The sequence below is a fragment of the Methylobacterium sp. DB0501 genome, from assembly GCF_011043735.1.
GTDB classification, from domain to species: domain Bacteria; phylum Pseudomonadota; class Alphaproteobacteria; order Rhizobiales; family Beijerinckiaceae; genus Methylobacterium; species Methylobacterium alsaeris.
On sequence record NZ_JAAKGV010000021.1, the window covers coordinates 18,362 to 31,132 of the forward strand.

The window sequence follows — 12,771 nt, forward strand, 5'->3', positions numbered from 1 at the left end:
TAACTCTCAGATCGAAATCTCGTACTGCTTATTGTCCCGCGGGTTCTTGATCAGATTGCACACCGCGGCGGTATCCTGCGGCTTGGCATCGGGGAAAGTCTCCCGCACCATCCACTTCCGGTCCTTGACCGCCGCCAGATAGGCGTTGCGGGTGACGTGGTGGGTGGCGTGGTCCACCGTGACCTTGCCGGTCGGCCCGTCGAAGGACAGGCCCGTCTCCAAGGCCTCGGTCACGGCCATCCGGTCGATGGACTTCGCCGCCTTCACCCCCTCGACCCAGAGGTAGAACCCCTCGTAGGTCGCCGCCGCCAGTTCACTGATGTAGGGAATGCTCGGCGATTGCTTCTTCAGCTTGGCAACGTAGGCCGTGCTCGCCGGAGTCGTCAGTTCCTCGAAGTAGCCGTAGGCGCCGAGCACCCCATCGCTCTCCGCGGCGTTGAGAGTGGTGGGCTCGTTGACGAGGCCGAAGGTGGTCGAGGCGATCGGGATCTGGCCCTTCATCCCAGCCGAGGTCCATTGCCGGTAGAACGCCGTGTGGTTGCCGCCGACCAGGGCCGAGAGCAGCAGGTCGGGCTTCGCCGCCTGGATCTTCGAGATCGTCGGGCCGAAATTCGTCACGTCGAGCGGGAAAAAATCGACCGAGACGGTCTCGCCACCCTGATCCTTGACGTATTTCTGCATCCATTTGGCGGTGATCTGGCCATAGTTGTAATCGGCGGCAATGATGTAAACCTTCTTCTTGTCCTTCCCCATGGCGTACGGCACCAGCTTCTCCACCGTTTGGGCCGGAGTAGTGCCGGTGCAGAAGGTGTTACGGTCGCAGACTCCGCCCTCGTACAGCACGTTGTAGAAGTACAGCACCCGGAAGCGGTTGAAGGTCGGGCGGATCGCCTCGCGCGAGGCCGACGTGATGCCGCCATGGACCACCGCCACCTTGTCGCGCACGGCGAGCTGCTGGGCGTATTGCGAGTACATCTGGATGTTGGATTGAGTGTCGTAATGCACCAGCTGCAACGGCCGACCGAGCAGGCCGCCGGCGGCGTTCACTTCCTCGATCCCGAGCTTCAGGCTCTCGACCATCGGCGTGCCGGAGGCAGCGATCGGCCCGGACTGGTCATGCAACGAGCCGACGAGGATCGGCGTCTCGCCGCGGGCGGACCGGAGCACGGCCGGCATCGCCAGGGTGGACAGCGGAACGGCGGCGGCCGTGCGAAGGAAATCACGACGAGAGAGGGCCATCCGGGTCCGGGCTCCTTGCGGCAAGATGGTTGGTGCCGACGCTCCAAGGCTAGAAGAGGTCGGATCATCGACGCTTGCCTGTGCTGACCAAAAAATTGGACTGGCCGTGCCAGGGATGGGGCCCGGCGAATCTGAACCGCTCCGGGTTTGTCGGAGGGTGTTTGTCGTGGGTCAGGCGGCCAGGGCCTGGTCGCCGAAGTCGGCATGATAGCGCTTCGGCCTCGGCGGGAGGGACGTTGCCGATCGGCGTGAGCAGGCGGCGGCGATTGCACCAGTGGACCCACTCCAAGGTGGCGTACCGGCCGCTTTGACGGAGCGCCACGGCCCTCGTCGGTGGATGACCTCCGCCTTGAACTGGCGGTTGACCGGGTCGTGGGGACAGGCTGCTGCCGGGTCGGGGGTCGTGGTGCGCACGCTCCTGCCCCGAACCACACCCGCCAAGCTCATCATCCGCATCAGCGGCGCCACCGTGCAGCGAGCGACAACGATCCCCTCCCGGGCCAGCTGCCGCCAGACCCCGGATCAAGTCCGGGGCAAGCTCTTTCGGGGGCAAGCTCGTTCGCACCCCGTAGACGCAGAAGTTGGCCTCGATCACGCGCTGGATCTCGATCGTCGACGCGGCATCGCTGCGAGCACGAACCGGTTGCTTGTCGAGGTCGGCACGCCGGGCGGCATGCAGGGAGTAGGGCGACGAGGCGATCGGCTCGACCCCGTAGGCCTCTCGACGAAGCCGATCCTGGCCGCGACCGGCGGTCGAGCTCAGCAAAAGCAAAATACGCGGTCGCCTTGCGCAGGATCTCGTTCGCTTGCCGTCGCTCGCGGTTCTCCCGCTCGAGCGCCTTGATCCGCTCGCGCTCGTCCGTCGTCTGACCCCGCCGCACGCCCTGATCACGCTCGGACCGGCGCACCCAGTTCCTCAGCGTCTCGCCCGAGCGGCCGATCTCGGCGGCGATCGACTGGATCGCCGACCACTGCGAGCGTGCTCGCTCTCATAGTTGCGCACCATCCGCACGGCACGCTCGCTCACCTCGGGGGAAAACGGGGCTGTTCGCTTTCTCATGGCTCCATCCTCCCAGAAGTTGAGCCTCCGGGAAACCCGGAGCGGTTCAGTCCAGCAGCTCAGCTTGTGGGTCTCGGTTGCGCCAGGGGTGAAAACTCAGCGAAGCGCAGTGGGAAGCCGTTCTTGTGACGGTAGCGCCGCCGTTGCGGCTATTGATATAAATCAATGAGCAGCCGGATATAGGTATTATTTTTTGGATATGTCGCCTTCATTGGTCGCCTCCTTCCGACCCGAAGACTGACAAGCGCGACACGGTCAATCCCTTGAGGAGCGACGATCCATGTGTGTCGCTTGCAGTCCATTCTCCGGCGCACTCGGCATCGCCCTCTCGCGCCGTTCCCTCCTGAAACATACGGTCGCCGGTGTCGCCTGGGCCGGGGTGACTGGGGCGACGCGCGGTTTCGTCTGTCGATCGGCGGAGGCGACCGAAAGTGTCGATACGCTCTATGCCGGCGGCCCGATCGTGACGATCAACGACTCGCAGCCGACCGCCGAGGCGGTTCTGGTGCGCGGCCGCAGGATCGTGGCTGTGGGCGCACGCGGGGAGGTGGAAAGCCACGCGAAGGGCCCGATCGAAACCGTCGACCTCGAGGGCAGGGCATTGCTTCCCGGCTTCGTCGATCCCCACGGTCATGTCGTCATGGTCGGGCTGCAGGCGCTTGCCGCGAATCTCCTGCCGGCGCCCGACGGTGAGGGCAACAGTATCCCTGCACTGCAACGAAGTCTGCGTGACTGGAGCGCCAAGAACGGAAAGACCATCGAACGATACGGCGTCATCATCGGCTTTGGCTACGACGACTCGCAGATCGAGGAGCAGCGCCATCCGGTCCGCGCCGATCTCGATGCTGTTTCATCCGACATTCCGATCCTGATCGTTCATCAGTCGGGGCATCTCGGCGTTTTGAACAGCAAGGCGCTTGACGAGGCGGGCGTGACGAAAAGCACGCCCAATCCGCCCGGCGGAGCGTTCCGTCGCGAGGCCGACGGAGCGACCCCCAACGGCGTCTGCGAGGAGGCGGCCTTCTTTGCCGCAGCCGGCAAGCTTCTGGGTCGACTCGACGCGCAAGCCTACCTGGACATGATCAAGGCAGGGGCGGCGTTCTACGCCTCGTTCGGGTATACGACCGTCCAGGAAGGGCGCGCCATGCCCGGCAGCGCGACCATGCTTGCGAAGGCGGGCGAAGCCGGGCTGCTCGATGTCGACGTCGTGGTCTATCCCGACATCTTTCAGTCCCTCAAGGAAATTGCGCCGTCGCGGGACTACAGGAACCGCGTACGCATCGGCGGCGCCAAGGCGACGATCGACGGATCGCCGCAGGGTAAAACTGCGTTTCTCTCGAAGCCCTATTACAAGCCACCGGAAGGGCAGGGTCCGGACTATCGCGGGTACGCGGCGATCACGAAGGAGCAAATCGTCGACGCCGTCGACCTCGCCTATGCCAATGGCTGGCAAGTCCTCACCCACGCCAACGGCGACGCAGCGGTGGACTGGCTGATCGAGGCTGTCGGCGCCGCAACGGCGAAGCACGGCCCCGGCGACCGGCGTGCCGTTTTGATCCACGGTCAGGCCGCGAGGCTCGACCAACTGCCGAGGCTGAAGGATCTCGCGATCCTTCCGTCCTTCTTCCCGATGCATACCTATTACTGGGGCGACTGGCACCGCAATTCGGTGTTGGGGCCGGAACGGGCGGAGCGCATCTCCCCCTGCAACTCCGCGCGCAAGCTCGGCATGATCTTCACGAGCCACCACGACGCGCCCGTCGCGAACCCGGACGCGATCCGCGTCCTGTCCGCGACCGTCACTCGGGCGACCCGGTCAGGCTATGTGCTCGGCCCCGAGGAACGCGTCGACACGCTGACGGCGCTCAAAGCCATGACGATCTGGCCGGCAGTCCAGTATTTCGAAGAGGCGAGCAAGGGCACGATCGAGCCCGGCAAGCTCGCAGACTTCGTGATCCTGAGCGCAGATCCCCTGGCGGTGAAGCCCGAGGAGCTGATCACCCTCAAGGTCGTCGAGACGATCAAGGAGGGTAGGAGCGTCTACAAGGCGACGTGAACCAAGCAGCATTCAGGATAATATTGAAGAAAACATCACGACCGGTCGCGGACACGGCGCCCCAGCGAAAGGAGACGGAGATGATCGTTCGAGTTCTAACGATCCTCACGGCGATGGTTGTCGTGCTGTCCGCAAGTCCTGCGCCCGGAGCGCGCGGGGCCGAGAACCAGACCGATTGGCGCGAGCTCAACGCCTACACGATGGGCGTCCAGGCTTATCTCTACACCTTCCCCTGGTCCTATATGAGCGAACAGCGCTGGTTCCGGAGCGAGGATGTGGGACATCGGGCGAACCAACTGTTTCATTTCAGAGACCTCAAGGATGCGAGCCACGTCGATGGCGGTTCGCCCAACAACGACACGATCTACTCCCGCTCCTGGCTCTACCTGAAGGAGGAGCCGGTGATCCTCACCGTACCGGCGATTGCAGACCGCTACCACTCGGTCCAGTTGACCGATTTCATGGACGATAATTTCGCCTACGCGGGCGCACGAACAACGGGCAATGGGGGAGGGACCTACGCGATCGTCGCCAAGACCTGGACAGGTACGCTGCCGGCGGGAGTGACGGTGCTGCCCCCCTCTTCCACGCCCTGGGCGTTTCTGCAGGTGCGCACGGCCGTGAAGGACGCATCCGACCTCGATGCCGCCCACGCGATCCAGGACCAGTATAAGCTGACGCCCCTTTCGCAATGGGGCAAACCCGATGCGCCCGCCCCCAGGACGGCCGAGATCTGGCAGCCCCTCGACCGGAACGCCGACCCACTCAACGAATGGCGGACGATCAATCGCTCGATGCGGGAGGTTGCGCCCGATCCTCGTGACGCCGATCTCCTGCAGTCCTTTTCGCGCATCGGCGTCGGGGCCGGGATCGACATCGAGGCCCTGGACCCGGACACGAAGAGGGGGTTGGCACGAGCGGCCGTGGACGGTCGCAGGATCATCGCCGACGCGTTTGCGGCCGGCTACGGACAGACGATCATCAATGGATGGAATTACCCGCCGCCGGCAACGGGCCGAATGACACGAACCCGCGACTGGCTGTTGCGCGCAATCCAGCCGGCCGTGGGCTTCAACACCAACGACCCGATCGAGGCGACCTATCTCAACGCCGCCATCGATGGCGCCGGACAGCCTCTGACGGGCAAGACCCGCTACGTCATCCACTTCGACAAGGGCGGGGAGCCGAAGGTTGAGGCCTTCTGGTCCCTGACCATATACAACAAGGCCTACAACCTCGTCGACAATCCCATCGACCGCTACTCGGTCGGCGATCGCAGCGCGATGAAGCATGACCCCGATGGCGGCCTGACCATCTACGTGCAAAGGAGCACGCCCGGCCCGGACAAGGAAACGAACTGGCTGCCCGCGCCGGATGGACCTTTCATCCTCTTTCTGCGCGCTTATCTGCCGGCAGCCGACATCGTGAGCCAGTCATGGCGCCCGCCGAAGATCACAGCAGTCGACGGCTAACGCTCTGCAGCGGCACCCCGCAATCGCTATCCCTCGAGGCACATCAGATCGAAGCAGGGGGCGACCGGTCTGACGGTCCGTCTGAAGAAAAATCCCCGAATCCAATATGTAGTGAAAATTCCGTCTGCCTGACACAATATTTTGTATAGCGAATATATTTATCCAACCACATCCAAGAAAAATGCCTTGTTTATTCAGCAAGACTTGCAGATCATATCAGATTGACTGCGCAAAACGCCGGCCGATCTGCTTGCACTTGGGAGGAACGAGCAATGTGCATCATGTGCAACTCAGCCCTTGCCGAGGCGTTCAGGAACTACAACCTTCCCTCGCGACGCCAGATCCTTCGATCCGCGACCGTGGCGACGGCCACCGCTTATCTGTGCGAGGCGACGGGCCCGGTGCCGGCCGAGGCCGGTGGAGCGTCCCTGCAGGATTTGTCCGCTCAACTCGGCCGAAAAGAACCGCCTAAGATCACGATCTATTCCGCCAAGGAGATCATCACCCTTGACCCCGACAGGCCTTCTGCGACGGCTGTCGCGGTCCTTGGCGACCGCATCCTGGCAGTCGGCTCCGTCGACGACCTGAAGGCGGCGGCCGGAGGCCAGTCTTACATGATCGACAACACCTTCGCCGACAAGGTGATCACGCCCGGTCTGATTGCACAGCATGATCATCCGCTCCTGACCGGCCTCACGATGGTGTCGGAGATCATCGCCATCGAAGATTGGGTTCTGCCGTCCAGATTCGTGCCTGCCGCCGGCAGTCCCGCCGCGTATCGCGCAAGGCTTGCTGACGCTCACACGAAGCTCAAGGATCCAACTGAGCTGCTTGTGACCTGGGGCTATCACCCCGTCTTCCACGGCCCCCTGACCCGATCGGACCTCGACCGGATCAGCAGCACGAGGCCGATCATCGTTTGGCACCGATCGGCCCACGAGTTCATCGTCAACAGCAAGGCACTGACCGCCTACAGAATCAACGCGGCCTCCGTCGCAGCACTGCCGAACGCGGCGCAAAAACAATCCAATCTTGATGAAGGTCATTTCTGGGAAGGCGGCATGTTCGGCGTCCTTCCGAAGCTTCTTCCAGCGATCGCCACGCCAGATCGACTTCGGCGCGGCCTCGAATTCGTCGTGCGGTATTATCACGCCAATGGCGTGACCCTGGGATGCGAGCCCGGCGGGCTCTTCTCGAAGCAGCTCCAGGACGCCCAGAATGCCGTGTTGTCGCGCTCCGACAGCCCGTTCCGCATCTACTTCATTCCGGACGGTAAATCGATTAGCGCGGCCTACCCCGACACGACGGTCAGCGAGACCGAGAAGGTTCTCGGCTGGGGCGAGGGCATGACCGCGGTGATGCCCGGCGCCATCAAGCTGTTCGCAGACGGAGCTATCTATTCACTGGCGATGCGCGTTCGCGAACCGTATCTCGGTGGAGGTACAGGTGAATGGATCATGGAACCCGAGGTCTTCGCGCGAGCCTTCAGGGTCTATTGGGACGCTGGCTACCAGATCCACGTTCATGTCAACGGCGACGCCGGTCTCGATACGGTTCTCGACAATGTCGAGGCGAGTATGCGCCGCCACCCGCGTTACGATCATCGCACGGTCGCCATCCACCTTGCCGTCTCGCAGAAGGATCAGATCGAACGCATGAAACGGCTCGGCGTGATCGTCAGCGCCAACCCGTATTACGTGCGGGCGCTGGCCGACGCCTATTCGACGGAAGGCCTCGGTCCGGAGCGGGCCGACAACATGGTACGCCTCGGAGACATCGAGCGGGCGGGCGTTTCGTTTTCACTTCACTCCGACATGCCCATGGCGCCCGGTCAGCCGCTGTTCCTGATGCACTGCGCGGTAAACCGCACGACTGTGTCCGGACGCATCGCAGCGCCGGACCAGCGCGCGGGCCGGCTCGGTGCCCTCAAGGGTGTGACCCTCAATGCCGCCCACTCCTTGCGCCTGGAACACGATATGGGCAGCATCGTCCCGGGTAAGTTGGCCAATTTCAGCATCCTCGAAGATAACCCACTGACTGTCGATACAGAAAATATCAAGGACATCCCCGTCTGGGGAACAATATTCGAAGGTAAAGTCTTGCAGGTCGCGCAATAGACGGAGGGTAGATACTATGAAAATAGAAAAAACATTACATATTATTTCGATGATGTCATTTCTTTCAAGCTTTGCGGCAACACCGCTGCTTGCAGCCGACAAAGACTCCGGAAGGATTGTCAAATCGGACGGGATCGAAATCGAGATTTTCGAGTTCGGCACAGGCCCCGAAACCCTTATCATGGCGGCAGGTAACGGCCGGCCCGCGGCGCAGCTTAGCGAACTCGCCAGAGGCATTGCTGCGAACGGATCGCGAGTCATTACGTATAATTATCGGTCATTAGGGGCAAGCACCGGACCGATTAACGAACTCACTCTCCACGACTACGCCAATGACTTGTGGCGGATCGCCGATGCTCTGGGCGCTGGTAAAGTCCATCTCGCCGGTAAAACCTACGGAAATCGCGTTGTTCGCGCAGCATCACAGGGCAGACCGGACCGTGTTCTCAGCGTGATTTTGATAGGGGCTGGCGGAGAACAATTACCATCTGCAGAGACACTGAAGTTGTATGAAAGATATATCGATCCCAACACTCCAAAGAACGAGTGGCTGAAACTTCAGGGCCAACTGATGTATGCGCCCGGTAACGAACATCTGGCCGCATTGGACGCGGAGCAAGGCGAATATCCCATCCTTGCCGCGGCTCAAGTCAAAGCAAGCGACGCCACCCCGAAGGAAGAATGGGCGAGCGGCGGCACAGCCCCCATGCTGGTCATGACCTGCCTTCTCGACGTTGTCGCAGTGCCAGAAAGCGCACTCAGCGTAGCGAAATCGAGACCCAACGCCTGGCTCGTAGGATTGCCGGGCTGCGGTCATAATATGCTCAATGAACGCAGCGAAGATCTGGTACGAATTATTTCGGAATTTATTGCGAAAGCGGTGAAGCATCGCTAGGATGTAGAGCGACAATCCCTCAATCTGACAAGACATCCTGATATTTATCGTACGACATGCAAAACTGGCATGTGCCCTGGCGCGATTGGGCCATTTCGGCGTTGTAGTGTCCCGCCTGGCAGGTGAAATCATAATGGTGTGGCCAGCAGGCCTCGGCGACCTGCGAGGAACCACCCCGCCCGGCTGCTCACTACCAACAGTCGCATCGCTAGATCGCCGCCTGCGCGAGCTGTGATCCATTGAGGTATATCAAACCTTACCGGTTGCGCCCGGTGTACCCCTCTCGCTTGCCCTTAAAACACACAACGAAGCGAGGAGTTCGGAACTATGAAACTCACGCCGCACCTCCTCGCGACTGCGCTTGGTACTTCGCTCGCTTTTGGGGCATCTGCTCAGCAGTCACAGCCTGTTGGGCCATACAAAGACTTTGATGGGATCATCAATCTCGATGTTCGTGATTCGAAATCCGATTGGGGGCCGTTCACACCGAAGAAGGCGCCCACAGGGGCGCCGAACATCCTGTTCGTGCTTTACGACGACACCGGGCTTGCCGCGTGGTCCACCTATGGCGGCCGCATCGCCATGCCCACGCTGGACAGGCTGGCACGAAACGGGATCACATACACGCAGTGGCACACGGCAGCGCTCTGTTCGCCGACCCGATCCACGCTGCTGACTGGGCGCAATCACACCCTGAACGGTATGGCTGCCATTACGGAAGGATCCAACGGCTTCCCAGGCTGGGCAGGTCGTATCCCGCCGCAGGCCGCCACGATCTCCCAGGTGCTTCAAGGCCACGGCTACAGCACATTCTGGCTCGGGAAGAACCACAACGTTCCGGAGCAGGACGTTGCCGCGGGCGGCGACCGGAGAACCTGGCCGCTCGGCCAGGGTTTCGAGCGGTACTATGGGTTCATCGGAGGTGAGACCAATCAGTGGTACCCCGACCTCGTCGAGGATAACCGATTCATCGAACCGCCGGCTTCTCCGGAGCACGGCTATCATCTGTCCAAGGACCTTGCCGATCAGGCCATCAAGATGCTGCGCGATCAGCAGGCAACCAACCCTACCAAGCCTTGGTTCATGTTCTACAACCCCGGGGCAAACCACGCTCCTCATCACGCGCCGAAGGAATACATCGCCAAATACAAAGGTAAATTCGATGACGGCTACGAAGCTTACCGGAGCTGGGTGCTGGCGCGCATGATCGAGAAGGGCGTCCTGCCAGCGGATACGAAGCTGACGCCGATCAACCCGATGCCAGAGTCCCAGGCGAATCCCGTCGACGCGGTCCGCCCTTGGAACAGCCTTCATGCGGACGAGAAGAGGCTGTTTTCTCACATGGCAGAAGTCTTCGCCGGAATGTCGGAATATACCGACATCCAAATTGGCCGCGTACTCGATTATCTGGACAAAACGGGACAGATCGAGAACACGATGGTACTTTATGCGGCGGACAACGGAACCTCGGGCGAGGGCACGCCAAACGGCTCGGTCAACGAGAACAAGTTCTTCAACGGCTACCCGGACGACCTCGCCGAGAACATGAAGTTGTTCGATAAGCTCGGTGGGCCCGACACGTACGGCCATTTCCCGACGGGCTGGGCAGTCGCGTTTTCGACGCCGTTTCAGATGTTCAAGCGCTACTCGCAGTACTCGGGGGGAACATCCGATCCGCTCGTCATATCCTGGCCGAAGGGCATCAAGGCACGTGGCGAAATACGTGATCAGTACCACCACTCCGTCGACATCGTGCCGACGATCCTCGACGTCGTAGGTATTGAGATGCCCAAGGTGTACCGCGGCGTGGAGCAGTTTCCCCTGTCTGGCGTTTCGATGCGCTACACGTTCGATGCAAGCCCACACGCGCCCACGCAGAAGAAACGGCAATTCTACTCCATGCTCGGCACTCGCGGGATGTGGCAGGATGGCTGGCTTGCCGCCGCCGTGCATGCCCCGTTCACCGGCAAGGGCCATTTCGACCAGGACAAGTGGCAGCTCTACCACGTCGATGAGGACCGGTCGGAGTCCATCGACTTGGCGGATCGTTATCCTGAGAAGCTGGAAACCCTCAAGAAGGCGTGGGACGAGGAAGCCCGAGCCAATCTGGCGTTACCGATCGATGACCGGAGTGCATCCGAACTTTTGCAAATCGAGCGCCCCTCGTCCGAGCCGGCCCGGGAACGCTACGTCTATTATCCGGACACGGCACCGGTGCCGGAAGGCGTTGCCGTGAACATTCGCAATCGCTCATACAAGATTCTTGCGAATGTCGAACTCACAGACGCGGACGCCGGCGGTGTGATCTTCGCTCACGGCTCAAGATTTGGGGGGCACGCCTTGTTCATCAAGGATCAGAAGCTTCACTACGTGTACAACTTCCTCGGCATCAAGCCCGAGCAGCAATTTGTCTCCAAGGGCGAGTTGAAGCCGGGGAAGTACACCCTCGGAATGGAGTTCACAAGGACAGGGGCCGGCCCGCACAAGGAATCGGTCGGCACGATGAAGCTGTACGTCAACGATGACGTCGTCGCTGAAGGCCCAATGAAAACGCAGCCGGCCAAGTTCACCTTGTCTGGCGACGGGCTCTGCATCGGCTACGACGGCGGCGATGCAGTCAGTGCCGAGTACAAGACGCCCGGCACCTTCCATGGCGGATCGATCAAAGGCGTCGGCGTCACAGTCGAGAAGGCGCCGTACGAAGCGCTCGAAATGGAAGCACAACGGGCACTGATCGCCGACTAGCTCAATGATCAAGAAGTTGGGGCTGCCCCGCGCCGCCCTTAGGCTATGTCTCCACGGAAACTGAAACTTCGGCAACTCGTTTTGATATCCAACTCGTCGATTTTCGTTTTCATAAATTGAAGCTCATCTTCGCTTCGCTGGATCATCGACTCGAGGGCTCGCCCATGGATGCGGCAGACTTGGCCAACCCGGCGACGGAGACACGTCGCGGTCGCGATGGCCATACGGGAATGACCTGGATTCCGGGCGCTACCTTTCGCATGGGATCGGATCGGCACTACCGCGAGGAAAGTCCGGTCCATCGGGTTGCCGTCGATGGCTTCTGGATCGACCAGACGCCGGTCACCAACAGCCAGTTCCGCGCATTTGTGCGCGCGACCGGGCACGTGACGGTTGCGGAGCGGCGGCCCGACCCGAAAGACTATCCGGGCGCGCTGCCCCACCTGCTCTACGCCGGCTCGCTCGTGTTCACCCCGCCCGTTGGGCCGGTCGACCTGCAGTTCTGGGCCGCCTGGTGGACACTGGTGAAGGGCGCGGACTGGCGCCACCCGTACGGACCGAAGAGCGGCATTGCCGGGTTCGAAAACCATCCGGTCGTGCACGTGGCCTATCCGGACGCGCTTGCCTATGCGAGTTGGGCCGGAAAGGACCTGCCGACGGAGGCCGAGTGGGAGTTTGCCGCCCGTGGCGGCCTCGATGGTACGGACTACGCTTGGGGAGACGAGTTCACGCCCGGCGGACGACACATGGCCAATACCTGGCAAGGTCAGTTCCCATGGCAGAATCTGGCCGAGGACGGCTACGCGCGGACCTCACCGGTCAGAGCGTTCCCGCCGAACGGCTACGGCCTGTACGATATGGTCGGCAACGTGTGGGAGTGGACGCGCGATTTCTACCGGGACAAGCATCCCGCGGACAGCGCGAGGCCCTGCTGCATCCCGACAAACCCTCGCGGCGGTCCGGAGGATCAGAGCTATGATCCGTGCCAACCCGAGACGCGGATCCCGCGCCGCGTGCTCAAGGGCGGCTCACATCTGTGTGCGCCCAACTATTGCCGTCGATATCGGCCCGCGGCGCGTTACCCGCAACCTATCGACACCTCGACCTGCCATGTCGGGTTCAGGTGCATCGTGCGGACCACCCCAAGTCCTGACAACGAGGAATTCAGGAGATAATCCGGCTGGCCA

At 61.7% G+C, this 12,771-nt stretch carries 7 protein-coding genes and 1 pseudogene; 6 read left to right on the forward strand and 2 right to left on the reverse strand.

Annotation, left to right across the window (positions count from 1 at the left end; genetic code table 11):
- Positions 1-6: 6 nt before the first annotated feature.
- Together G4G93_RS26615 and G4G93_RS26620 are read right to left on the reverse strand one after the other, a co-directional pair.
- Complete coding sequence (locus tag G4G93_RS26615; protein ID WP_165088744.1) at positions 7-1,239, reverse strand: ABC transporter substrate-binding protein; 1,233 nt, start codon at positions 1,237-1,239, stop codon at positions 7-9.
- Positions 1,240-1,410: 171 nt separating this feature from the next.
- A pseudogene (locus G4G93_RS26620) lies at positions 1,411-2,299 on the reverse strand (IS3 family transposase).
- Between the two features lie 280 nt (positions 2,300-2,579).
- Between G4G93_RS26620 and G4G93_RS26625 the strand changes: the two are divergent.
- The 6 genes from G4G93_RS26625 to G4G93_RS26650 all read left to right on the forward strand — a co-directional run bounded on the left by G4G93_RS26625 (position 2,580) and on the right by G4G93_RS26650 (position 12,759).
- A complete protein-coding gene (locus G4G93_RS26625; protein WP_165088746.1) occupies positions 2,580-4,355 on the forward strand; it encodes an amidohydrolase in 1,776 nt (591 codons plus the stop codon).
- Between the two features lie 80 nt (positions 4,356-4,435).
- Positions 4,436-5,827 carry a DUF1254 domain-containing protein gene (locus G4G93_RS26630; protein WP_165088748.1) on the forward strand — a complete coding sequence of 464 codons (1,392 nt, stop codon included), beginning with the start codon at positions 4,436-4,438 and terminating at the stop codon, positions 5,825-5,827.
- Positions 5,828-6,108: 281 nt separating this feature from the next.
- Positions 6,109-7,944: an amidohydrolase gene (locus G4G93_RS26635; RefSeq protein WP_246737026.1), complete on the forward strand. Its 1,836-nt coding sequence runs from the start codon at positions 6,109-6,111 to the stop codon at positions 7,942-7,944.
- 16 nt (positions 7,945-7,960) lie between these two features.
- Positions 7,961-8,839: an alpha/beta fold hydrolase gene (locus G4G93_RS26640; protein WP_165088752.1), complete on the forward strand. Its 879-nt coding sequence runs from the start codon at positions 7,961-7,963 to the stop codon at positions 8,837-8,839.
- Positions 8,840-9,166: 327 nt separating this feature from the next.
- The gene (locus G4G93_RS26645) at positions 9,167-11,584 is read left to right on the forward strand and encodes an arylsulfatase (RefSeq protein WP_206290039.1); all 2,418 of its coding nucleotides are present in this window, start codon (positions 9,167-9,169) and stop codon (positions 11,582-11,584) included.
- Positions 11,585-11,814: 230 nt separating this feature from the next.
- Positions 11,815-12,759, forward strand: a complete 945-nt coding sequence (locus G4G93_RS26650) for a formylglycine-generating enzyme family protein (protein WP_165089035.1) — start codon at positions 11,815-11,817, stop codon at positions 12,757-12,759.
- The last annotated feature ends 12 nt before the right edge of the window (positions 12,760-12,771 follow it).